25 protein-coding genes are annotated in these 22,567 nt (G+C 71.8%); 6 read left to right on the top strand and 19 right to left on the bottom strand.

The features are described from left to right. Nucleotides 1-8: 8 nt before the first annotated feature. The 4 genes from D7006_RS06285 to D7006_RS06270 form a co-directional block, all read right to left on the bottom strand. Nucleotides 9-3,908, bottom strand: coding sequence for a glycoside hydrolase/phage tail family protein (locus D7006_RS06285; protein WP_237355960.1), 3,900 nt, complete (start codon nt 3,906-3,908; stop codon nt 9-11). A 226-nt stretch (nt 3,909-4,134) separates the two neighbouring features. Continuing rightward, nucleotides 4,135-4,575 (bottom strand): NlpC/P60 family protein, encoded by a 441-nt coding sequence (locus D7006_RS06280; RefSeq protein WP_237355959.1) that lies wholly within the window; start codon nt 4,573-4,575, stop codon nt 4,135-4,137. Beyond that, nucleotides 4,572-5,462, bottom strand: coding sequence for a DUF2163 domain-containing protein (locus D7006_RS06275; protein ID WP_237355958.1), 891 nt, complete (start codon nt 5,460-5,462; stop codon nt 4,572-4,574). The genes D7006_RS06280 and D7006_RS06275 overlap by 4 nt, the downstream gene beginning before the upstream one ends. A gap of 8 nt (nt 5,463-5,470) precedes the next feature. Next, on the bottom strand, nt 5,471-6,112 hold the full coding sequence (locus tag D7006_RS06270) for a DUF2460 domain-containing protein (RefSeq protein WP_237355957.1): 642 nt from the start codon (nt 6,110-6,112) through the stop codon (nt 5,471-5,473). A 109-nt stretch (nt 6,113-6,221) separates the two neighbouring features. On the opposite strand from D7006_RS06270, the gene D7006_RS06265 reads away from it, so the two are divergent. Together D7006_RS06265 and D7006_RS06260 are read left to right on the top strand one after the other, a co-directional pair. Beyond that, nucleotides 6,222-6,863, top strand: coding sequence for a hypothetical protein (locus tag D7006_RS06265; RefSeq protein ID WP_237355956.1), 642 nt, complete (start codon nt 6,222-6,224; stop codon nt 6,861-6,863). A 663-nt stretch (nt 6,864-7,526) separates the two neighbouring features. Then, nucleotides 7,527-7,841, top strand: a complete 315-nt coding sequence (locus tag D7006_RS06260; RefSeq protein WP_237355955.1) for a porin — start codon at nt 7,527-7,529, stop codon at nt 7,839-7,841. A 4-nt stretch (nt 7,842-7,845) separates the two neighbouring features. Here the strand turns inward: D7006_RS06260 and D7006_RS06255 are convergent, their stop codons facing one another. Genes D7006_RS06255 through D7006_RS06220 form a run of 7 tightly spaced genes read right to left on the bottom strand, consistent with a single transcriptional unit; the run spans nt 7,846 to nt 11,023 of the window. Further along, a complete protein-coding gene (locus D7006_RS06255) occupies nt 7,846-8,625 on the bottom strand; it encodes a phage tail assembly chaperone (protein WP_371745049.1) in 780 nt (259 codons plus the stop codon). A gap of 23 nt (nt 8,626-8,648) precedes the next feature. After that, nucleotides 8,649-8,996: a gene transfer agent family protein gene (locus D7006_RS06245; RefSeq protein ID WP_237355954.1), complete on the bottom strand. Its 348-nt coding sequence runs from the start codon at nt 8,994-8,996 to the stop codon at nt 8,649-8,651. Nucleotides 8,997-9,010: 14 nt separating this feature from the next. Then, nucleotides 9,011-9,418, bottom strand: coding sequence for a phage major tail protein, TP901-1 family (locus D7006_RS06240; RefSeq protein ID WP_024277874.1), 408 nt, complete (start codon nt 9,416-9,418; stop codon nt 9,011-9,013). A gap of 12 nt (nt 9,419-9,430) precedes the next feature. Continuing rightward, the gene (locus D7006_RS06235; RefSeq protein ID WP_237355953.1) at nt 9,431-9,850 is read right to left on the bottom strand and encodes a DUF3168 domain-containing protein; all 420 of its coding nucleotides are present in this window, start codon (nt 9,848-9,850) and stop codon (nt 9,431-9,433) included. After that, entirely contained in the window at nt 9,847-10,143 is a 297-nt protein-coding gene (locus D7006_RS06230; RefSeq protein WP_237355952.1) for a hypothetical protein, read from the bottom strand. The genes D7006_RS06235 and D7006_RS06230 overlap by 4 nt, the downstream gene beginning before the upstream one ends. Continuing rightward, on the bottom strand, nt 10,140-10,463 hold the full coding sequence (locus tag D7006_RS06225; protein WP_237355951.1) for a head-tail adaptor protein: 324 nt from the start codon (nt 10,461-10,463) through the stop codon (nt 10,140-10,142). The genes D7006_RS06230 and D7006_RS06225 overlap by 4 nt, the downstream gene beginning before the upstream one ends. Then, nucleotides 10,460-11,023, bottom strand: coding sequence for a head-tail connector protein (locus D7006_RS06220; RefSeq protein WP_237355950.1), 564 nt, complete (start codon nt 11,021-11,023; stop codon nt 10,460-10,462). Before D7006_RS06220 ends, D7006_RS06225 begins: the two co-directional genes overlap by 4 nt. A gap of 656 nt (nt 11,024-11,679) precedes the next feature. Here D7006_RS06220 and D7006_RS06215 point away from each other — a divergent pair. The 3 genes from D7006_RS06215 (at nt 11,680) to D7006_RS06205 (ending at nt 14,287) form a co-directional block, all read left to right on the top strand. Beyond that, complete coding sequence (locus tag D7006_RS06215) at nt 11,680-12,444, top strand: trypsin-like serine protease (RefSeq protein WP_237355949.1); 765 nt, start codon at nt 11,680-11,682, stop codon at nt 12,442-12,444. Nucleotide 12,445: 1 nt separating this feature from the next. Then, nucleotides 12,446-13,312, top strand: coding sequence for a lytic transglycosylase domain-containing protein (locus tag D7006_RS06210; protein ID WP_237355948.1), 867 nt, complete (start codon nt 12,446-12,448; stop codon nt 13,310-13,312). Nucleotides 13,313-13,390: 78 nt separating this feature from the next. Next, the gene (locus D7006_RS06205; protein ID WP_237355947.1) at nt 13,391-14,287 is read left to right on the top strand and encodes a GyrI-like domain-containing protein; all 897 of its coding nucleotides are present in this window, start codon (nt 13,391-13,393) and stop codon (nt 14,285-14,287) included. Between the two features lie 73 nt (nt 14,288-14,360). On the opposite strand, the gene D7006_RS06200 is transcribed toward D7006_RS06205, so the two are convergent. The 5 genes from D7006_RS06200 to D7006_RS06180 all read right to left on the bottom strand — a co-directional run bounded on the left by D7006_RS06200 (nt 14,361) and on the right by D7006_RS06180 (nt 18,791). Next, entirely contained in the window at nt 14,361-15,647 is a 1,287-nt protein-coding gene (locus tag D7006_RS06200) for a phage major capsid protein (RefSeq protein WP_237355946.1), read from the bottom strand. Nucleotides 15,648-15,672: 25 nt separating this feature from the next. Next, entirely contained in the window at nt 15,673-16,170 is a 498-nt protein-coding gene (locus D7006_RS06195; protein WP_237355945.1) for an HK97 family phage prohead protease, read from the bottom strand. A 236-nt stretch (nt 16,171-16,406) separates the two neighbouring features. After that, a complete protein-coding gene (locus tag D7006_RS06190) occupies nt 16,407-16,595 on the bottom strand; it encodes a hypothetical protein (RefSeq protein WP_237355944.1) in 189 nt (62 codons plus the stop codon). Between the two features lie 375 nt (nt 16,596-16,970). Next, complete coding sequence (locus D7006_RS06185) at nt 16,971-18,134, bottom strand: phage portal protein (protein WP_237355943.1); 1,164 nt, start codon at nt 18,132-18,134, stop codon at nt 16,971-16,973. A 234-nt stretch (nt 18,135-18,368) separates the two neighbouring features. Further along, nucleotides 18,369-18,791 carry an HPP family protein gene (locus D7006_RS06180; protein ID WP_371745047.1) on the bottom strand — a complete coding sequence of 141 codons (423 nt, stop codon included), beginning with the start codon at nt 18,789-18,791 and terminating at the stop codon, nt 18,369-18,371. 297 nt (nt 18,792-19,088) lie between these two features. On the opposite strand from D7006_RS06180, the gene D7006_RS06175 reads away from it, so the two are divergent. Continuing rightward, nucleotides 19,089-19,364, top strand: coding sequence for a hypothetical protein (locus D7006_RS06175; protein ID WP_229643222.1), 276 nt, complete (start codon nt 19,089-19,091; stop codon nt 19,362-19,364). A 3-nt stretch (nt 19,365-19,367) separates the two neighbouring features. Here D7006_RS06175 and D7006_RS06170 read toward each other — a convergent pair whose 3' ends face one another. The 3 genes from D7006_RS06170 to D7006_RS06160 all read right to left on the bottom strand — a co-directional run bounded on the left by D7006_RS06170 (nt 19,368) and on the right by D7006_RS06160 (nt 22,466). Next, nucleotides 19,368-20,738 (bottom strand): DNA-packaging protein, encoded by a 1,371-nt coding sequence (locus tag D7006_RS06170; protein WP_371745046.1) that lies wholly within the window; start codon nt 20,736-20,738, stop codon nt 19,368-19,370. Next, entirely contained in the window at nt 20,644-21,237 is a 594-nt protein-coding gene (locus D7006_RS06165; RefSeq protein WP_237355942.1) for a hypothetical protein, read from the bottom strand. The genes D7006_RS06170 and D7006_RS06165 overlap by 95 nt, the downstream gene beginning before the upstream one ends. 293 nt (nt 21,238-21,530) lie before the next feature. After that, nucleotides 21,531-22,466: a sensor domain-containing diguanylate cyclase gene (locus D7006_RS06160; RefSeq protein ID WP_237355941.1), complete on the bottom strand. Its 936-nt coding sequence runs from the start codon at nt 22,464-22,466 to the stop codon at nt 21,531-21,533. Nucleotides 22,467-22,567: the final 101 nt, after the last annotated feature.

Here is a 22,567-nt window from a genome sequence, read left to right as displayed (position 1 = left end):
GAAGAGCCTTACGGCCGCACGCTCGCCGTCACCGCCTCGCCTGCGCCGACGCTGGCCGAGAGCTGGGCGATGCGGACGGTGAGTTCCGCCTGCGGGGCGCCGAAATCGGCGATCTCGTCGGCGGCCGCATAGAGGGCTTCAGGCGACGTGAGGGAGAGACTGCGCCGCACGGTCTCGCCATCGAGGATGTCGAGCCGGTAGGCTTCGCTCGCCTCGCCCAGCGGCACCTCCACCGCCTCCCAGCCATCGCCGGCGATGCGCGTGCGGCGGATGAAGGAGAGCGCGACACCCGCCGCCGTGCGGCGCGCCCGCACATGCACCGGGGAGAGCGGCGCGAGCGCGCGGCCGGAGACGGTGGCAGCGACTTCCGTCACCTCCTCCGCGCCCTGGTCATCCCGCGCCGAGCCGACGCGATAGATGAAGCTGCGCCCCAGCGCCGCGACGCCGCTGGCGACGCTCACCAGCGTGCCATCGAGGCGCACGAGGCGGGTGCCGGCCGGCCACGCCTCCGCCCCTGCCACCTCGGTGCCGGCGAGGCCGCGCAGCAGGCCGGAGAGACGATAGCTGCCCGCATCCACCAGTTCGGCCTCGGTGAAGGCGACGATCTCCGGCGCGCGACCCTCGGCGAGGAGCACGAGGAGGTTGGCGCCCGCCAGCACCTCCGCCTCACCAGCCGAGACGAGCAGGGAGGTCTGCAACGTCACCTCCATCCCGTTGTGCCGGTCGAACCGCCAGAGCGGCCCCGGCGCCAGCGGCGCGGTGAGCGTGCCGAAGGTGGCGGAGGCGGTGATCGGCGCCAGCGTCTCGAAGCTCGCGCCATCGGTGGAGCGCCAGATGGCCAGCGTTCCCGGCCAGGGCGATGCCGCGGCAGCAAGCCATTGCAGCGGAACGGGTTCCGCCTCCGACAAGGCCGGCAGATCAATGACGCGCACGGCGGGCGGGCCGGAGGCGCCGGGCAGCGCGATGGCGCCCGCCCCCTCCTCCGCCAGCGCCACGTCGAACACTTCCGGCTCGATGGTGCGGGCAGTAACGGCCAGCGCCTCCGCCTCCTCCACGCGGACGATCTCCACGAGGCGCGTGCGGCCATCGAAGGTCAGCCGCACGAGGTCGCCGGGAGCGAGCGCGAGGCGGGAGGGCGGCAGGGAGAAGCTGAGCGTCTCGCGCCCCGCCCACAGGTCCTGAAGCCAGACATCGGCAGCGCGCACCATCACGGCATCGGAGGCGACCACCGCGAGGTCCGCCTGCGTCACGTGCCGGCTCCGGCCCGCGAGACGGCGGGAGGAGACGGTGGCGCGGCGGTAGTCACGCAGGGCATCGACGAAGCCCACCGTCACCTCCAGAGGCAGCTCGGTCTCCTGCGCACGGGTGACGGCGAGGAGGGGCATCCCCTCCACCTGCACCAGATCGTCGGTGGCGATCTCCGCCACCTCCCCCTGCCCGCGCGGGCGGAACACCATGCGGCCATCCTCCTCCCCCGCCTCGAAAGCGAAGGCGCGGGCGAGCGGCTCCAGCGCCGCGCGGGCGGTCATGGGCTGCTCCACCACATAGCCCTCGACGGCACCGGAGAGGCGCGCGCTATCCACGTCGGCAATGCCGAAATCGGCGGCGAGCGTCGCCACCAGCGCATCCAGCGGCGCGGCGCCGAGGCGGCCGGTGAGCCAGTGGCCGGTGGCCCAGTTGGCGCCGTCCGCCCACACATCGGTGGCATAGGGGAACTGGGGATAGGGCCGCGCATCCCAGCTCCACAGGAAGAGCGCGTCGGGCTCCACCATGCGCCCGGGATAGAGGGTCGCGGCGGGGTTGTCCGCCTCCTGCGAGTCCGCACCGAAGGTAGAGAGGATGGCCTCCAGCGTGCGGCGCTGGATGAGATCGTCCCGCGCACCGGAGGAGAAGGGCGGCAGGCGGTTCTCGGCGGATTTCGCATCCGGGAAGGCGCTCGGCCGGTTGGCGCCCTTGTCCACCGCCGGGCACCCCGCCTCCATCAGGCGGATGGGCTTCGCACCCGGCACGAAGGCGGTGGGCGCGGCGCTGCGCACGTCGGCGACGCGCTCGTGATGGGCATTCGCCCACCAGGACCAGAGGTCCTTCTGCCGATACACCCACGGCTCGCCGAAGGCGCCGTCCGTGATCGGGCTGCGCGCCTGCGCGGCGCGGGCGGCATCATCCGCATAGAACCAGTCGAAGGCCTCGCCGCGGCGCAGGTTGGCCTTCAAATAGAAGCGGTCGTGGATGGACTGCGCGAGCCCCGCATCGAGATGGGCGGAGCCGTCCCGCCAGTCGGCGAGTGGGGGGTAATAGTCGATGCCGATGAAGTCCACGGCATCCGCGCCCCACACCGCATCGAGGGGAAAGCGCACGTCGCCGGAGGCGAGCACCTGCGCGCCATATTCGGTCCAGTCGGCGGCGTAGGAGACGAGGGTGGAAGGCCCCACCACGGCCTTCACCTCGGCAGCGAGCTGCGCGAGCGCGGCGGCGGCGGGGAACGCGCCGGTGTCGTCGGTGAGGCGGGTGAGCGCGGCCATTTCCGAGCCGATGAGGATCGCCTCCACCCCGCCCGCCGCGACGGCGAGATGGGCGTAGTGCAGCACCATGCGCCTGACGCTCCATTCCTCCGGCCCGTGATAGATCACACTCGTGCCGATGCGGGTGAAGTCCCCCGCCACAGCCGTGCCGAACAGCGCCGCCACCTGGGCGCGGCAGGCGGCGGTCCCATCGACCGTTCCCACCCGCCCCGGCGCGGGATCGCACACGATGCGCCCGCGCCAGGGATGGGGCGGCTGGGAGGCGGCGCCGGTCCACGGGTCGAGGCGCATGTTGCCGGCGGGGATGTCCATCATGACGAAGGGGTTGAGCGTCACCTTCAGCCCCGCCTCGGCCATGCGCTGGATGGCGCGCACCACGCTGTCGTCGGAGGGCGTGCCGCCATAGGCCGCGCGGCCCTCATACTGGGAGACGGCGGGAGTGGTGAGCCGCGTCTGCCCGCCCACGCTCCACAGCGCCGGGGCGGTCGCCTTGTTGACGCGCTCGCACTTCGGCCGCACGGCGCATTGGCCGGCGCGCAGATCATCGCCGAACCAGGAGACCACCAGCGAGACGCGCTCAAGGTTCGGGCAGGCGCCGAGGAGTTGGTCCAGGGAGGCCTCGAAATCGCTGAAGAAGCTGGTGACGTGTCGGTTTTCCGGCCCGTAGCTCGCCTCGCCATAGACCTGACGGATGTTGCGCGTGTCGTAGCCGAACTCGGTGGCACCGGGGATCAGCGTCACCGCGCGCACCTGATGCTCCAGCGCGCCGATGGAACGCTCCACCTCCACGGTGATCTGCGGCAGGCGATTGCCATAGTCGGTGAGATCGAGGTTGCGGAAGACCAGATAGGCAACGCCGCGATAGGCCGGCGTGCCCACCTCACCCTGCTTCGCCTCGATCCAGCTGTCCGGCGCCTCGTCCGCCCCGCCGAGATGGGTGGTGATGTGAAGGCGCCGCGTGTCGAGCAGCTTGCCGTCCGCCCAGATGCGGCCGATGCGCGAGACCGGGCCTTCGCACAGGGCCACGGCGAAATTGGCGTAATAGGTGTAGGTGGTGGTGCTGGCGGAGAGGCTGCCGCCCTTGCCGCCGACGGACTGCGTCTCCTCCTTCTTCACCTCCTTGAGCTTGGTCGCCCAGATGACCTGCCCGGCGAGCCGCGCGCGGCCATAGATGCGCGGGAGCGGCGCGCCGGCGGTGGAGGCCATCACGTCGAGATCGGTGAGGCGCGGACCCTCCGCATGGCGCGAGCGGTTGCCGCCGAGCAGCGCGCCGTCGATGACCGAGCCGCCGAGCGCGCCCAGCGCCCGCCCCGCCACCGCGCCGATGGGTCCGAACAGCGCGCCGCCGATAAGGCCGCCGGCCGCGCCGAGAAGCAGCGTCGCCATGGGTGAGGCTCCGGGATGGGAGGGATGTGGGAAGACGCTGCCCCCTCACCCCCGACATTGCGCCGTCATCGCCCGGCGTTTCCGGGCGATCCACGGTTGGGCGGGTTCGGGTTTGCGGCGAGCGCTCAAGCGGCCCGGTGGATGCCCGGGACAAGCCGGGGCATGACGGTGGGGAGGACGGCGAAGACGTCGCGGTGGCATAAGCCGGTGCCGCCGTTTCTGCCCCCTACCCCACCCCGGGAAAGGCGAAGACATAGGCCAGCCGCCGGCGCCACCAGGGCGTCAGCGCGGTCTCGCACACGCTCGCGCCGTCATAGGCGTGGATCATGCGGCCGGCCTCGGAGAGCAGCGCCGCGTGCTTCGCAGGGAGATGGTCGCGAAAGCGGAACAGCAGCACGTCGCCGGGCTGCGCCTCGGCCAGCGGAACGGCGACGAGATGGCGCCGCGCGGTGTCGGCGAGGGTCTCGCGCCGGCCGGCCTCGGCCCAGTCGGGCGCGTAGGCGGGAAGCACCTCCGGTTCCGGTCCCACCACCGCGCGCCAGATGCCGCGCACGAGGCCGAGACAGTCCGCGCCATGGCCCTTCAGCGAAGCGCGATGGAGATAGGGCGTGCCGATCCAGGCGCGGGCTTCCGAGAGGATGGCGGCGCGGTCCAGTGGCGCGCTCATTCCCGCAGGCTCCCGTCGTATCCGCCCTCACCGGGGATGGCGACGGAGATGACGAAATCGTTGCCCGGCATGTGGGGGAAGCCGCGGAAATTGAATGCGTTTGAGAAGCGGTCGCGGCAGGTGGCAAAGCGCTTGTCGCAGCCGGCGGTGAGGGTGATCCCATCGCCCTCCGCCACCTCGAACGGCGGGCGTTGCCACAGGCGCAGGACCACCCCTTCCGCATCCACCAGATGCGCTTTCACCTCGCTCGCGAAGCCCTCATTGGCGCCGCTCGAAAACACCGCCCTGCCGCGCGCGAAGACACCGGCCGCGACGCCGTCGAGGCCGCTCACCCGCAGGCGCAGCGCCCCCTCCACGGCGATCACCGCAACGCTTGCGGAGTGGCCCGGCGCGCCGAGGTCCACGCCGCAGCGGGCATCGCCGAGATCGGCATCGCAGGTGACGGTGAGGAGGCGCCCGCGCGTCTGGTTGAAGGCATCCGCCAGGGCGCGGATCTCGGCGGTGAACACGCCGTCCTCGCAGCGCACCTCGCCGATGGTTCCCCGCCGCAGCAGAAGATGCTGCGCGGGGGTCTGCCAGTTGACGAGAAGGACGTCCACGCTTGCCCCGTCATAGAGGCCGGCGGCGAGGTCGGCGGCATGGAGCGCGTCGGCGCTGAGCGCGCCGGAGAGCTCCGCGCCGGTGACGGAAAGCCCCTGCGCCTGCGTGCTCTCCGAGCCCGCGATGCCGGAGGCGGCGAGGAATGTCACGCCCTCGATTTGGAGGTCGCGATCATGGTCGGTGAAGCCGAGCACGGTGCCGTCGCGGCGGGTCACGCGCCAGGCGCGGCACAGCGTGGTGACGCCGCTCGCGAGATGGTCGGCGAGGGCGGGATCGATGGTGCGCATGGCGAGCCTCACACGCGGATTTCGATGATGGGGATGCGGGGGATCGCGCCGGCCGCGAAAGCGGAGAGATCCACCTCGAGAAAATCGGTGTCGAAGCGCACCGGAACGTCGAAGCGGAAGCCCGCCGTGACGACCGCCGACGGAGGCGGAATGGCACCCTCCGCGAAGGTGATCTCGCCGCGCGCGGCATCCAGCGAGAAGTGAGCGCCCTCAACGTGTTCGATGCCGTTCACCGCGACCTTCACACTGCCCGCGACGGGCTTGGTGATGGCGCGCAGATAGGGCGCGTGGAGGGCACCGTAGCGCTTCGTCAGCGCAAAGGTCGCGCGCGCTCCATCGCCCGCGCCGATGAGCTGGTCGAGGGCGCTCACCTCGCCGTCCGGAGCGGCCGAGGAATGGTCGAGACGATCGCGCCAGCGGAAGCCGTGGAGACGCCCGCGACGCTCCTCGAAGAAGGCCACGATTTCGGCCAGGGCAACGAAGGTCTTCACCCCGTAACCGGCATCCCAGCGACGTCGCGAATCAGCCTGCCGCGTGTTGCGCTCCTCGCGTCCGGAAGCGGTCGTGACCACCTCCGTGACGCGCTCGGGACCGCCCGAAGCGCCCAGCGCGACCTCCAGAGGGAACAAAATCTCATGAAAGGCGGCCATATGATGCCCCCATCCCCTAATTCTTGGCCGAAAACAGTAGAGATGGCCTTGACATAGTTGAACGTGACGCCTTGACTTTCCGATGCCCCGTTGAGCATGGAGCGAAAGCATGGCTACCAAGCCCGCGAAGAAGCCGGCCGCCGCCGCCGAGAAACCTGCCGAAAAGAAGGCCGCAGCCCCCAAGGCCGCAGCCAAGACCACAGCACCCAAGACCGCCGCCCCGAAGACCGCTGCACCGAAGGCCGCTGCGAAGGCCGCCGCCCCCAAGGCTGCTGCGCCGAAGGCTGAAGCCAAGGCTCCTGCCAAGAAGGCCCCCGCGCCCAAGGCCGCTGCCCCCAAGGCTGCTGCGCCGAAGGCCGAGGCCAAGGCTCCTGCCAAGAAGGCCCCCGCGCCCAAGGCTGCTGCCCCGAAGGCTGCTGCACCCAAGGCCGCCGCGCCGAAGGCCGAAGCCAAGGCTCCTGCCAAGAAGGCTGCTGCCGCCAAGCCCGCCGAGGCTCCGGCGCCCGAGAAGAAGGCCGCCGCTCCCAAGGCTGCGAAGCCGCCCGCCAAGGCTGCGGCTCCCAAGGCTGCCGCTCCCAAGGCCGCTGCCCCCAAGAAGGCCGCTGCCCCCAAGGCTGCTGCGAAGCCCGCCGCGGCTGCTGCGCCCGCTCCGGCCCCCGAAGCCAAGCCCGCTGCGCCCAAGGCTGCTGCCAAGCCCGCCGCCAAGAAGGCCGCCGCGCCGAAGGCTCCCAAGGCTCCCGCGAAGAAGTGATCTTCGCTCCCCGATGGCGGCGTGCGGCTCAGGGCCCGCGCCACCGCCATCGGAGCGGCGCCGCCACCCGGCGGCATCTGAGGAAACCTGCCGCCCACGGGCGGCACGATGCGCGGATTTCGCGATCCGGCGAGCCATTCACAAACGCCGCCCGAAACGCGAAAGAGCGAAGGATGCCGCCCAAGGGCGGCAGACAGGACCGGTGCCCGGCACTCAGCTCCGGGCTCCCCATGAGTGGCATTCCCATGCGCCCGGGCACTTCGAGGCCTGGGCCTTTGCGTATTCGGACATCCATGCGCGGATGTCTGTTTCAGGTGGACGTCGTATCCGTTCGGACATCGGCCAGAGGGGCAAGGCCGGAATGCCGCGAACGGAACGACCTCGCCGCAAGATGACCTCTCAGCAGGATCACTCTCCGCAGGATTACCTCTCAGCGACGATGACGTCGCCAGCGGCCGAGATGCCGATTGACCTCAGGTCACGCGGGAATTTTCGCCATCACGGTCAAGCTGCCGGTCCGTCAGGGGATTTCCCGGCGGACGCGGCGGCGCTATGGTTCGGCCGCTCGCATCGGGCGAGCCCGTTCGAACCGCAATTCTGCTCATGACTGCTCGCGCCCTCCGCCCCAGATCTTCTGCACCACGCTCCGGCACGACCCGTCGCGTGGCGCGCCTGTCCGGTGCGCTGATGTTCGGCGCGGTTCTCGTCGCGGGGGCCAGCGGCCCGGCTTTGGCGCAGGCGAGTGGTAAAAGCAGTAATTCCGGCAGTAAGAGCGACAGCTTCTGCGCCAGCTACGGCCCCGGCTTCCAGCGGATGCCCGGCACGGATTCCTGCATGAAGACCGGCGCCGCCGTGCGCAGCGATGCCTATAGCGGCAGCGGTCCGAGCAACGCGCCGAACCAGTTCAACAACACGATCTCGTCCTCGCAGCCCTCGACCGCCGCGCCGGCGACGGACCCGTGGAAGTCCTCGCGCTGAAGGTTCACCCGCCGCGCTGCCCGCGCGCCACCGCCCGCGCCACCAGGCCCGAGACATAGGCGTCCGAGCGGCGGAAGCCGGAGAGGTCGGGCGTGGCGATGTTCACCGTCACCGGCCCGCGCCCCGCGCCTTCGGAGGTGCGCACGCCGAGCCGCCCGTCCGCCCCGCGCGCCAGCGGCAGGATGGCTTCCGCCCCCTTCTCCCCCATCAGGCCGAGGGAGGCGCCCAAGGGAAAATAGGTCGGCGCCGCCACCACCCCGCCACGCGCGAAGGGCTTGACCTGCCCCTCCCCGATCACCCCGCCCTTGGCGAAGCCGAGGCCGCCGCCGGCGCCGGAGAGAAGCGAGGTGAGCGAGCTCTCCAGCGGCTTCAAAGCCGCCGTGAGGGCGAGATTGGCGAGCCGCGTCGCCAGCTGCTCCAGCACCGTGCCGAGATCCTTGCCCTGCACGGCGAGGCCGGTGAAGGCGGAAGCGAGGGCGGAGGAAAAGCCGCGCGCGGAAACCTCCGCCGCGCCCAGCGCCGCCATGGCGCTGCGTGTGTCCACCTGGAGGGCGATATCGACGGTCTCGGTCACGGCATCATCCTCTCGTGCCATCGGGAAACCGCGCCATGAGCGCGGCAAGGCCGGCGCGGCGGGCAGAAGCGCGGAGAGCGCGGCCGCGAGTTCGCGCGGCGTCATCCGCCAGAAGGCGTCGGGAGAGAGCCGCAGCAGGCCGAAGCCGGCGCCCATGGCGAGCGCCCAGGGAAAGGCGCGCGCCGGGGGCGCGACGCTGTCCTCAGGCAAGACGCGCGCCGCAGGCGTCGCGCTTAGGCCGGCTGCGGCGACGGAGGGGATTGAGCCGTCTCCGCGCTGCCGAAGGTGGCGGCCAGCAGTTCGGCGACGATGCGCGCGAACCCCGCCGCGCCGCCATCCGCGCGCATCCGCTCCACCTCCTCCACGGAGACGCTCGCCCCCGCGCCATTGAGCCCGGCGGCGATGATGCGCGCCGCATCCCGCGCGGAGAGACGGCCCCGGCCGAAGCGCTCGGCGAGCGCCATGAGATCGTCCGCGCCGAACGCCGCCTCCAGCTCCGCGAGCGCGCCGAGGGTGAGGACGAGCACGCGCGGCGCGCCGTCGAGCACCGCCGAAATCTCGCCGCGCCGGCGGTTGGGCATGCCGCCGCCGCCCATCACAGCGCCGCGAAGGCGATCTCGCCCGCGCTCTCCAAGGTGAGGTCGAAGGTGATCTCGCGGTCATGCTCGGCCGCGATCTCCAGCGCCGTCACCTGGAACGGACCGGTGAGCGTGCCGAAATCCGGGATCAGCAACTGGCAGCTCGCCAGCGCGCCGGAGAAGAAGAGCTGGCGGACGAGGGCATCGGACGCCGCATCCTTGAACACGCCGGAGCCGGAGACGGAGGCGCGCTTCACGCCCGCCCCGTCCAGCAGCTCGCGCCAGCGGCCGGCGCTTTCGGAATGGGTCACGTCCACGCTCTGCGCGTTGAAGGCGAGGGTGCGCGTGCGCAGCCCCGCCACGGTGATGAAGGAGGTGCCGTCATGCACCTTCAGCAGCAGGTCCTTGCCCTTCTGCGCGGCCATTTTCGTCTCCGGTCAAACGGGCTCGGTGACGGCGCGGAACCGCACCAGAGCATGGAAGGTGCGCCCGTCGCTCTCGCGGCGGACCTCGGCGGTGGTGGCGCGCAGATTGGCGAGCCGGTGGCCCGCAAGCGCGAGGGCCGCATCGTGCAGCACCGCCTGCAATCGCGCGGCGATGGCGAAGGCTTCCGCCCGCCCGCCGGAGCGGGAGAAGACGTGCAGCGTCAGCGCCTGCTCGGTGCCCGCCTCGGTGGCGGTGGACCAGTCGGCCACCACCGCCTCGCCGAGGGTGACGAAGGGAAAATCCGCATCGCCCGGCGGCACGTCATGGATGCGCGGCGCACCGATGAGCGCCACCAGCGCCGCGTCAGTGACAAGCGCCGCATGGATGGCCGCGCGCAGCGCCAGCGCGGGGCTGTCGAGGGGCACGCTCATGAGCGCCTCCGTCGCGCAAAGAGCAGGCGGATGCGGTCGAGCACCGGATCTCCGGGCCGGTCGAAGGCGCCGCGCACGCGGTCCAGGAAGGTGGCGCCGGAGACCTGCACCAGCGGCCGCGCAAGCGTGCCCGCCACGGTGGCGACGGCGCCGGCTTCGGCCCCGATCTCCCCCGCGAGGTCGGCGGCGGCGCGGGCGGCGGCCGCCGCTTCCGCATCGGGGAAATGGCGGGCGGCGATGCGGCGGGCGAGGCCGTCGAGGCCGCGGGTGCGGACGCTGAATTCCGTCCTCATGCCTGTTCCTCGCTGCAGCGGATGCGATGGAAGCGGCCCCGCCCGTCCGCATCGATGATGGACTCCACCGCCAGCACGCGGCCGGCATGGATCAGCCGGTCGCCGGCGGCGATGGTGTTGGGCGCGCGCACGGTCACGCGCAGCACGCGCGCGGCGCGGGGCCGATCCTCGCCGAGGCCGTAGGCGGTGGAGACCTCCTCCACCGCGCCCCACAGCACATCCACCGAGATGAAGCTGCGCGCGACGCCACCGGCGCCGTCGGGCACCTCCAGCGGCGTCTGGTGGGTGAGGCGATGGCGCAGGGCGCCGATGCCGCTCACAGCCGCACCACGCGATAGGGCGCGATGAGCGCGCGGGCGGCGGCGGGCAGCGCGGTGGCCTCCCCCGGCCCGTCGCGATGCTCGTAGAGATGGGCGAGCATAAGCCGCACCGCCTGCACGAGATCCGCCGGCACATGGCCCGCATCCCCGCCATAGCCGGCGAGAAGCGTGATGACGATGCCGCCGTGGGAGACGAGCGGTGCTGAGACGCGCGCCGGCTCCACCCGGATCAGCGCCGGGGCGCGGTCCCCCACCAAAGTGAGCGCGTCCTCGGGCAGAGGCACCGGCGTGCCGTCCGCCGCCGCGACGGTGGCGGAGACGATGGTGCGCACCGGAGCGACGGGCGCCGGGATCACGCCCCGCAGGGGCCAGCGATCCAGCGAGAAGCGCCAAGTCTGGTCCATCAGGATGCGCCCCGTCTCCGCCTCCACATGGCGGCGGGCGGCGGCGATCAGGGCATCGATGAGGGCGTCCTCGGTGTCGCCGTCGACGCGCAGAAAGGCCTTCGCCTCGGCGCGCGTCAGCGGCTCGGCGGCGGGGCCGGTAAGAAGCTCGGCCATGGGGGGCTCCGGGTGGGGCTGGGCAGATGAAGCTCCCTCTCCCCTTGCGAGAGAGGGCTGGGGTGAGGGGTGTGGCGCCGCGTGAACACGCGTCGGGACGTGCGGAGCGGCCGCCCCCTCACCCCCGGCTCCTCTCCCGCGAGGGGAGAGGGGAGACGCGGGAACGCGCGAACAGTTTGGGGCGTCTCGCGCCGCCGTCATGGCCGGGCTTGTCCCGGCCATCCACGTGGCTCGGCTGGGAACAGCTTTCGAAGGTCGCTCCCTCGGCCCGACGTGGATACCCGGGACAAGCCCGGGCATGACGGCGGATGGGCTTGAGCGGGTTCTGCGCGGACGGTCTCCCCGGCCTTAGTAGCCGCGCTCCCTCTCCCTTTGCGGGAGAGGGACGGGGAGAGGCAGGAACGGTACACACGACGGCGAATGCCCTCGGCCCACTCCTGCGACCGCCCCCGCGCCGTCATCGCCCGGCTTGTCCGGGCGATCCATGGTTGGGCCGGGACGCAGTCTTGGACGGCGCCCCAGCGGATGGGTGGATCGCCCGGACAAGCCGGGCGATGACGCGGTGTTTGGTTTTCCGTCCCTCTCCCACAAAGGGTGAGGAGCGCGCAGAGCCGCCCGCCATTGACGCTTCCGGCCACGAGCGGCAGAAACGGGGGATGAAGCCTTTCCGCCTCCTCGCCACCGCGAAGTCTCTGGCGCTCGCGCTTGCGCTCATCTCCCCCGGCCCGGCCCACGCCATTGTCGGCGGCGCGCCGGCGGCGGCAGATGTGGCGGCGCAGACGGTGCTCATCGTCTCCACCCGCGGCGCGTCCTGCACCGGCACGGTGCTGGCCCGCGACCTGGTGCTGACGGCGGCGCACTGCGTGGGACCGGCCGGCGACTATGCGGTGGCCATTGTCGGCGATGGCCAGCCCAAGCTGGTGCCGGCGGCGCGGGTGATGGTGCATCCGCGCTTCGACGCCGACCAGTTCCAGACCCGTCGTCCCACGCCGGACCTCGCTTTGGTGAAGCTGGCCGAGCCATTGCCGGCGCGGTTCCGCGTCGCTCGCCTCAGCACGGCCTCGGGGCTGCCGGAGAAAGGCGCCACCTTCCTGCTCGCGGGCTATGGCGTCACCGCCGATGGCGCCATGAAGAGCGCGGGCACGCTGCGCAGCGTCGCCCTGCCCTCCATAGGCACCACCGGGGGCATCATGGTGCGGCTCTCCGCGCCGGAGGGCGCGGCCGGGGCCTGCACCGGGGATTCCGGCGGGCCGGCCTTCCTCGACGGCGCGGTGGCCGGCGTGGTGGGATGGGCGACGGCGCCGGGCGGCACGCGTGGCTGCGGCGGCGTCACCGGCGTCACTTTGGTGTCGCTGCATCGCGACTGGATCACCAGCACCGCCAAGGCCCTGGGGAGTCCCCTCCCCGCTGCCGGGCTCTGAGATGCGCACGGCCGCGCTGCACATGGCCTGGCGCGGCCTCCTGATGCTTCTCGTGCTCGCGGCGCCCGCCCTCGCCCAGTCGCCCGGCGGCGAGACCGTCGATCACGCCATCTGCCGCCTCATCGATACGGCGGCGGGGAAGGAGGGGCTGCCCGCCTCCTTCCTCACCCGCCTCATCTGGCAGGAAAGCTCGTTCCGGCCGGATGTGGTGAGCCGCGCCGGGGCGCAGGGCATCGCGCAGTTCATGCCGGGCACGGCGAAGGAGCGCGGGCTCGTCGATCCGTTCGACCCGGAGGCGGCCATCCCGGCGTCCGCCGCCTTGATCGCCGATCTCAACCGGCGGTTCGGAAACCTCGGCCTCGCGGCCGCCGCCTACAATGCCGGGCCGGGGCGGGTGAACGGCTTCCTGTCCGGCGGCGGCCTGCCCAATGAGACGCGCGCTTATGTGCGCATCATCACCGGCCGCACGGCGGAAGATTGGGCCGGCCTGAAGAAGCAGGGCACCGCCGCCTTCGGCCCGGCGGATTTTCCGCCCGAGCCCTGCCTCGCCACCGTCGCGTCCCTGCGCAAGGGCGCGCCGGCCCCCGCCGCCGGCCAGCCGGCAAATACGCTGTTCGCGCCCTGGGGCGTGCAGATCTCCGGCAATTACTCGCGCGACATCGCCCTCGCCTCCTTCCGGCGCGAGGCGGCGCGCGCGCCGCAGGTATTCGCGGACCTCACGCCGGTCATCATTTCCACGCGGGTGGGCGGGCGCGGCCCGCGCACCTTCTATCGCGTGCGCCTGCCGGCCCAGTCCAAGGCCGAGGGCATGAAGATGTGCGACCGCCTGCGCAAGGCCGGCGGCGCCTGCCTGGTGCTGCCCAACTGAGGGCGAAGAACAGCAGGATCGGTCGAGCGCGGGCCGCCGCGGCGCGGTTCACTGGCGGGGCCATCAGGGAAGGAGCCAATGACCAACGCCGCACGCGAGCGCTACCGGGCGAGGATGCAGCGGGTGCTGGACCACATCGACCGGCATCTCGATGAGGATCTCGGCCTTGAGGCGCTCAGCGCCGTCGCGGCCTTCTCGCAGGCGCACTTTCACCGGCAGTTCACGGCGACGTTCGGCGTCACCGTGCACCGCTACGTCCAGCTCGCCCGGCTGAGACGCGCCTCGTATCAACTGGCCTTCCGGGCCGGGGCCAGCGTGACCGAGGTCGCCCTCGATGCCGGCTACGATGCGCCCGACGCCTTCGCCCGCGCCTTCCGGCAGCGGTTCGACCAGTCTCCTTCGGCATTCCGGACGTCGCCCGAGTGGCAACCCTGGCGCGCGGCCTGCGCGCCGCTGACCAATGCGAGGACCAAGCGCATGACCACCTGGAGCACCGGCGATATCGACATCCACGACTTTCCCGCGACCCCGGTCGCCGTCATGAGCCACCGGGGCGATCCGGCCGCCGTCTATGAGACGGTCCGGCGCTTCATCGAATGGCGGCGTGCGGCGGGGCTCGGGCGCAGCATCGCCGCGACCTTCACGGTGTTCCACAGCGACCCGCGCACGACGCCGGCGGCGGACTTCCGCCTCGACCTGTGCGCCGCCACCGATCGCCCTATTCAGGACAATGCGCAGGGCGTCGCCGCCGGCCTCATCCCCGCCGGCCGCTGCGCGGTCCTGCGCGTCATCGGCCACAGCGAGGATCTCGAGCCCGCGGCGCTGTTTCTCTTTCGCGACTGGCTGCCGGACAGCGGCGAGGAGGCGGGGGACTTCCCGTTGTTCTGCCAAAGGCTGAGCTTCTTCCCGGACGTTCCGGAGCACGAGACCGTCACCGACCTGTTCCTGCCGCTCAGGTCGCACCCGGCCGGCTGAGGCGCGCGGCTGCCTGTGGGCAGCCACGGCCGGGCTTGTTCCCGGCCGTGGCGGCAGCTCCCGGGCGTTCGCCTCAGCTCGCGGCGAACTTCAGGAGCTTGGCGGCCTCGAAGTTCTGCACGCCGCCGCCCACGCGCTTGGTGGTGTAGAACAGTACATAGGGCTTGGCGGAATAGGGATCGCGCAGCACCCGCACGCCCGCGCGGTCCACCACCAGATAGAAGCGGCGGAAGTCGCCGAAGGCGATGGCGAAGGCATCGGCCGCCATGTCCGGCATGGCCTCGCTCTCAGCCACCGGGAAGCCGAGGAGGCTCGCCGGCTGGCCCACCCCCGCGGGCGGGGCCCAGAGGTAGTTGCCGTTCTCGTCCTTCAGCTTGCGCACGGCGCCTTGGGTCTTGCGGTTCATGACGAAGGTGGCGTTCTGGCGATAGCCGCCCTTCAGCGCATAGACGAGATCGATGAGCGGATCGGCCGGCGTCGCGGAGGGGAAGGCGCCGGCGGCGCCGGTCGCCACATAGCCCACCTTGTCCCAGGCCCATGCGCTGTCGGCGACCTTGGTGTAGGCGAGGAAGCCCTTGGGCTTGGCGACGCCATCGCCGGTGACGAAGGCGGTGCCCTCCTGCTCGGCGAAGGCGGCGTCCACCTCCTGCGCCAGCCACTCCTCGATGTTCACCTGCGCATCGTCCAGCAGCGCCTGCGTCGCCGCCGGCATGGCGTAGAGTTCCATGGCGGGGAAGGCCAGCTCGGCCAGCACCGGGCTGTCGGTCTGCGGGCGCGCGGCGGTCTCGGCCGCCCAGCCGGAGGCGGGGCCCGACGTCATGAAGGGCTTGCGATAGGTGCCGGCGCCGATCACCCGCACCGTGGCGAGCGCCCGGATGGGCGAGAGCGCGGAGAGGCGCCGGCCGATCTCCTGCTCCGCCTCGTAGGGCACGAGATAGCCGCCGTCCGCACCGGAGCCGGCGGACAGCGCCTTCGCCTCCAGCGCCTTCAGGCCGCCGGCCTCGCCGTGGCGGGCATAGGTGTCGAAGGCCGCGCCGTGCTGGGAGGCATCGGCCGTGCGCTCGGGCGCCGCGCCCAGCGCCGGGCGGCGGGCCTTGGTGGCGAGGGCATCGAGCCGCGCCTGGTGGGCGTCCAGCGCCGCATCGATGCGGGCGAGCTGCTCGGTGGTGAGCACGTCGGTGCCGCGGCGCTCCATCTGCGCGAGGCGCGCGTCGTTGGTCTCCTTGTAGGCCTCGAAGGCGGAGAGGAAATCGGCGACGGCGATGCGCTGCTCCGCGCCCGCCACCTTCGTTTCGGGAGCACCCGGGTGGATGCTTCGTGTTTCGGGCAAGCCCTCGTGGGCGCCAATGTTCAGCGACATGGGAAGAACCTTCTGTTGAGAGGCATCAGGCGCCGGCAGTGGCGCGCAGGCGGGCGGCCGCCGCCGTGAGCAGCGCGGCCGGCGAAGGAGCCGGGCGCCGGACGCGGGCGTCGGGCTGCATGGGGAAGGTGACGATGGACACCTCCCACAGATCGATGCGGGCGATGCGGCGCAGGCGGGTGCGCGGATCGGTGCGCGCCGACACCGCCTTGAAGCCGATGGAGAGGCCGTCGAGCGCGCCGTCGCGGACCAGCGCCGCCACCTCCCGCGCGCGGGCGACGAAGGGCGAGAGCCGGCCCCGCGCATAGAGGCCGCGTCCGTCCTCGATCAGGTCGGTCCACACGCCGATGGGCTCGGCCGGATCGTGCTGGTAGAGCATGCGCACGCCGCCCGCGCCCTGGCGGGCGAGGCTCGCCGCGAAGGCGCCGCGCTCCACCAGGTCGCGGCCGAGGTCCGGCACCTCGAACAGGCAGGCATAGCCCTCGATCGCGTAGCCATCGGCCGGAAGATCAGAGGCCGCCATGGCTCACGCACCCCGCCGGGCGCGGCGGGCTTCTTGCGGCGGCGGCTCTTCTCCAGCCGTTCCAGCGTGGCCACGAACTCACGGAAGACGGTGCCGGCCGGGGCGGCGGGCGCAGGCGGCCGGGCCTTGGTCTTGGTGGGCGTGTTTGCAGGGCCGCCGGTGAGCGCGCGGATGCGCGGCGCGGACGCCTTCTGGAACGGCGATCGCATGGGTGTCTCCGAGGATGTGTTGGGGGGTCAGGAGAGGTCGTCGAAACGCGCGTTGAAGCGGGCGAGCTCGCGCACCAGCTCATCCATCCGCGCATTGGCGCGGGCGAGCTCACTGAGGGTCCGCCACAGCCCGGCGGTGGCCGCCAGCGCCCACAACAGCAGCGCCAGATGCGCGAGATCGCCCCGCTCGGCGAAGGTGCGGATGAGGGTGTCCATGGGGGGACTCGCGAAGGGGGAGTGCGAAGGGAGGCCGGAGCGTGAAGTCGTCACAGCCGTCATCGCCCGGACAAGCCGGGCGATGACAAGAGGAGAGAACTGCCCTCGCGCCCCGGACGCATGGAGCGTCAGCGGAATGCGAGCCGGGGCCCAGCGCAAAAGACCGCCGAAGGCGCTGCTTGAACGCTCTCTCCCCTTGCGAGAGAGGGTTGGGGTGAGGGGTGTGTCGCCGTTTGCCCGAAGGTTGGGATTACGACGCCAGCCCCCTCACCCCCGGCCCTCTCCCGCGAGGGGAGAGAGGAGAACGGCACGCTCGCGCCCGGATCAGCGGGGAGCGGGGCGATAAAAGCGGTGCGCAGAATTTCGAGCGGCACCCTACCCCTGATACCCCACCGCCGCCCGCTTCTCCGCATCCGTCAAAAAGTCCGCCGCGCCCACCCGCGCCCACAGCTCCGAGCGTTCGGCGGCGAGGGCTTCGATCTGGTCGAGGTCGGGCACCAGCGTCAGGCCGCCGCCGAAGGCCGGGGCGAGCCACAAAGCGAGGGCGTCGCACACCCGGCGCACCAGCGGCACCACGCTCTGGCGCCACAGGGCGCGGTTGGCTTCGGCGTAATTGGCGTAGGTGTTGTCGCCGGGGATGCCGAGCAGCATGGGCGGCACGCCAACGGCCAGCGCGATCTCCCGCGCGGCGGAATTGCGGGCGGCCTCGAAGTCCATGTCCTTGGGCGAGAGGGAGAGCGGGCGCCAGTCCAGCCCGCCCTCCAGCAGCAGCGGCCGGCCGGCATTCACCGCGCCCTGGAAGGAGGCTTCCAGCTCGCCCTTCAGCCGCTCGAACTGCTCCTCGGTGAGCGCGCCCGTGCCGCCATAGACGAGGGCGCCGGAGGGGCGGGCGGCATTGTCGATGAGCGCCTTGTTCCAGGCGCTCGCCGCATTGTGGAGATCGAGCGCCTGCGCCGCCGCCTCCAGCGGGGCGAAGCCGTAATGGTCGTCCAGCGGGTTGAAGGCGGAAAGATGCAGGATGGGCGGCACGTCGGCGCCGGGCACAAGCGTGTCCTGCGCGATGCGCACGGTCTCGGCGCCCAGCGTGTAGTCGAACGCCTCGGGCCAGCCGTCCGGCCCCGGCACCACCCGCACCCGGTCCGGGCGCAGCAGATGCAGCTCGCGCACCGCGCCTTCGAGGGCCACCGCCTCCACATAGGCGTTGCCGGCCACCAGCAGGTGGCAGCCGATGGCCTCGAACAGCGCCGCGCGGGTGAGGCGCGGATTGGGCCGGGCGAGGAGATCGAGGAAAGGGTGGGTGTCGTGCTCGCGCCCATTCACCGTGAGCACCAGCGGCACGGTGGCCGCTGCCTCGCCGATGAGCCGCACGGCGCGATAGGCGATGGCGTTGCGGGCATAGCCCTCGCGGGCCAGCGAGGCGTAGTCGCGGGGCGTCCAGCGCGGCCGGCCGGCGGAGAGCAGGGCGATGAGGCGCCCGGTGCGGCTCGCCTTGGCCTCCTCGGGCGCGCGGCGGAAGGGGGCGAGGAGGCTTGCGAGCATGAGGGGGCTCCGAAATGGAAACGGCCGCCCCCCGAGGCCGCTCATTCGCGCAGATCGGGGCTTCTGCGGGACGTGCGGATCAGGGAGCGGCCGGAGGGTGCGAACCGGCGAACCGGCTGCAGGCCACAGGATCGGCCGGCACGAAGGCCGGCGTCAGATGTGTCGTGGGGCGGCGACCGGCATCAGCCGGCGCAGCGAACAGGTGGTCAGCCGGCGCGACGGAGCAACAGGGCGTCAGCCCGCCCGGCGCGGATAATCGTGGTGGCGCGGCGGCAGCCGGTGATAGAGGCTCGCCACCGCCACGAGGCAGATGGCGCCGGCAATGACGATGCCGGACAATTCGAACGGATCGATGGGCGAAGCCGCCATCAGCACCGGCACGGCGCCGGCGGGTGGATGCGACACACGCAGCAGCAGCATGGCGAGGATGGCAAGGCCCACCCCCAAAGCCGCCGCCCACCAGGCACCGGGAAACAGCAAGGCGAAGACGATGCCCACCGTGACCGACAGGGCATAGCCGCCGATGACATTGGCCGGCTGCGCCAGCGGCGAAGAGGGATGGCCGAACAGCAGCACCGCGCTCGCGCCGAACGGCGCGATGAGCAACGGAAGGCTGGTGAAGGCCGCGGCGCCACCGACAAGGCCCATGCCGAGCATGCCGCCCGCGCCGGACTTCAGCCCGACCTGGACGGAGCCGCAATGGGGCTCATGACGTGCGAAAAATGCTTTCCAATGATGTCTCATGGCTCCAGACGGGGCAGAGAGGGCCAAGGGAAGGCAAATGTCTGCACACAACACTGTCATGCAGCCTCATTTGTAGGCACATGATGGACGTATTCTGGATGCCACGCAAGCGTCGTCACCGGAAAGGCGCCAACAAACCGGTTCGCGCTGGGGCAGCACAGGCGTAGAATGAATGCGGGCCGTGGGTTGGGAGCAGATCGGGAGGGCGCCATGCTCTATGCCCTGGTCCTCATCGTCACCACCACCACGGTCCAGCCCGCGGCAACATCCGCCATGGGCTATGCGGGCGGCCCCTATGCCGGCGCCCGGTTCGTCACCACCGAAACCTCGCAGCAGATCGTCGGCTATTTCCGCAGCGAACGCGGCTGCCTCGGCGCCAGCCTGAAACGCAACGAGCGATGGCCGGACTTCGCGCCCGGACAGAGCGTCACCGGCCTGTGCGTGCAGGTGGAAATCCCCGTCGGCGGCATCGTGGTCGGCAGCTGAGGCCTAAAGCCCCCGCACGCGCGGCGCGCCGGCCCTGGGGCCGAGCGCCAGCGCCGTCACCGCCCACACCAGCGCGTCCAGCCGGTCGGGCGAGCGGCCGGAGGAGAGGCCATCGGTGCCGAAGTCGCACATCTCGTCCTCCAGCTCCGGAAAGGCGCCGGCGTGGCGGACGCGGGCCTGTTCGTAGAGCGCGGCCACCGGCTCGGCGCGCAGGAATTTGCCGCGCGTGGCGCGCACCTGCTCCACCGGCACGGCGGGGTCCACCTCGGCGATCACGGCGCGCACCATCTCGCCGCCCTGGTTCACCTCGGCGACGATGCGATCGGCGGAAAAGCGGTGGAACAGCGCCACCGCCTTCGCCGCCCATTGCGCCGGGCGCAGGCCCTGCTCGGTGGCGTCGGCCAGCACATGCACCACCCCCGCCCCATCGACCCCCGCCGCCACCAGCCCGCAGGAATCGGCGCCGGCGCGGGAGGAGGCGGGCGGGTCCACCGCGACCACGATGCGGGCGAGCGGCGGGGCCTCGGCCTCGCGCAGCGCCTCCAATTGGGGGCGGGAGAACAGCGCGTCCGGCCGGTCCTCGATGATCTCGCCGTCCAGCTCCTGCCGCCCGAGGCGGGTGCCGCCATAGCGGGACATCACCTGCCCGAGGAAGGTGGGGGCGAGGTGGAAGGCATTGTCCGCCGTCTTCGCCCGGCTCACCGCGGTGGCGGGATCGGCGAGGAGGCGGCGCAGCAGCGCGGTGGGGCGCGGCGTGGTGGTCACCATCTGGCGGGGCTGGGCGCCGAGGCGCAGCGCGAATTGCAGCATGTCGAAGGTGGCCTCGCCGCGCTTCCATTTCGCCAGCTCGTCCAGCCAGGCGGCGGCGAATTGCGGGCCGCGCAGGCTCTCGGGATCCTCAGCCGAAAAGCCCTGCGCCACCGCGCCATTGGGCCAGACGAGGCGGCGGCGCGTCGGCTCCCAGCGCGGACGCTCGCCGCGCGGATGAACGGCGAGGACGCCGGAGACGCCCTCCACCATCACCTCGCGCACATCGGCCATGGTCTCGGCGATGAGCGCGATAGGGCTCACCGGCGCAGCGGCGAAGGGGGCGGTGCCGGAGGCGAGGCCGCGCACCCATTCGGCCCCGGCCCGCGTCTTGCCGGCCCCGCGCCCGCCCAGCACCAGCCAGGTGGACCACGGCCCGCCACCCTGCGCTTCCAGGGGCGGAAGCTGGTCCGGCCGCGCCCACAGGGCCCAGTCGGCGAGGAGGCGGCCGGCGTCTTCCTCCGGCAGGGCCTCAAGAAACGCCCGTGCCGTCCCCGCCCTCGCGCAGGCGATCAAGGCGGCGCGCAAGCTCGCGGCGGAAGGTGTCGAGGTCGCGGACGGTTCCATCTTGGTCCTTCGCCTTGCGCCGTTTCTTCGCCTCGGCCTCGAGGGCGGTGAGTTCGCGCAGGGTGCGCGCGAGGACCGCCAGCGCGCGGGCGTCCTTCTCGGGTTCGGGGCGCGGCGCGGCGCCGGGATCGGCGGCGCGGGCGAGGCGGTCCTCGATCTCGTTGATCTGCCGCTCCGCCGCCCGCCACAGCCGCTTGAGCAGGCCGCGCCGGTCCGGCTTGCCGGAGGGATTGGAGGAGCGGTTGTTGGAGGCCTGGGCGGCGCGCGCCTTCGCCGGCTGCCCGCCCACGGGATGGGCGGTGCGGCGCGGCACGGGATTGAAGAGGAAGGAGCCGTCCGGCCCCATCTCGCGGTCGATCCAGTAATAGACGCCGGCGCTGGAGAGGCCGGTCTGCCGGCGGATCTCCGCCATGCTGGCCCCCTCCAGATAAAGCCGCCGCGCCAGAGCCCCCCGCACCGGACGCGCGGACGGCACGGCGCTGCCGTGAGGCTGCTCCATGGCTGGACCCTCGAGATGAGGAGGAAATGAGCGGTGCGCCTGTTCGGCAGGACGTCCGCCCCCACCGCCGTCATGCCCGGCCTCGTGCCGGGCATCCACGTCGATCCGATGGGGAAGATGGCCGAGAACTGGCGCCCGGCCCCACCACGTGGATGGCCGGGACAAGCCCGGCCATGACGGCCTGTCTGGGGCCATGCCGCCGGCCTCGGCCGTCAGGCACACGTCTCGAACATGGGGAAAAGATACCCAGACAGCGCACCGCTGTCAAGGACTAAAATCCCAAAACCTTCCCCTCACCCCAGCATCACCCGGTCCCGCCCCGCCAGCTTTGCCAGATAGAGCGCGCGGTCGGCGCGGCCGTAGGCTTCGGAGAAGGTGTCGCCGGGGGGTGTGAAGGTGAGGCCGGCGGAGAAGGTGTAGGTGAAGTCCGGCAAGGCCGGCAGCGGACGGGAGGCGCGCACGCGGGCGAGGAGGTCGCAGACGCGGCGCTCGGCCTCCGCGAGGTCGGTCTGCGGCAGCACCAGCATGAATTCCTCGCCCCCCACCCGGCCGAAGCAGTCGGCGCGGCCGATGGCGGCGGCCATCAGGGCGCAGTAGGCGCGCAGCAGATCGTCGCCGGTCTGGTGGCCGAAGCGGTCGTTCACATGCTTGAAATTGTCGAGATCGATGACGCAGAGCGCGCCGCCGGGGCCGTGCGGCGCCATCATCTCGTTGGCGCGATGGATGGCGAAGCGGCGGTTGGCGACGCCGGTCAGCTCGTCCGTATGGGCGGCGCGGAGCGCATGGTCGCGGGCCTGCCGGATGTCGCGCGTATCGACACGGAAGGAGGTGACCTCCACCCCCACGGTGAGCATCCAGCCGTCCGCATCCATGGTCTCGTTCACCAGCAGCCAGCGGCCGTCCCTGAGATCGGTCTCGAAGCTGCGGAAGCGCATCTTGCCGCGACGCGACTTGGCGGAGGCGAGCCAGGTCTCGAAATCGTCGGCCTTGATGATGATGCCGGTGCCCGCCGCATGGCTGCGCCGGACCAGTTCCTCCCAGGTGGGGAAATCGCCCTCCGGAATCCCGAAGGTGGCCCGCAGGGCCGGGTTGGCGTAGCGCAGCCGGTCGGTGGGGTCGTAAAGGGCGACGAGCAGCGGCGTGGCCTCGTAGAGGCCGCGCATGCGGGTCAGGAGGTCGGGCACGCCGTCTTCGGCGCCCGCATCTCCGAAGTCACGGATGTCAAACATGGCCGGGCGGAGCATACTGCAAGAGCTGGCGCGACGGGCAGTGGTTTTGTAACACCTGCTGCCTGCTTTCGGGTTAAGCGGAAGCTTGAGCGCGCCAAGAC

The sequence above is a fragment of the Xanthobacter sp. YC-JY1 genome (genome assembly GCF_021730305.1).
Lineage (GTDB): Bacteria > Pseudomonadota > Alphaproteobacteria > Rhizobiales > Xanthobacteraceae > Xanthobacter > Xanthobacter flavus.
Note: the sequence above shows the minus strand (reverse complement) of the source record. Positions and strands in the feature narration are given on the sequence as shown.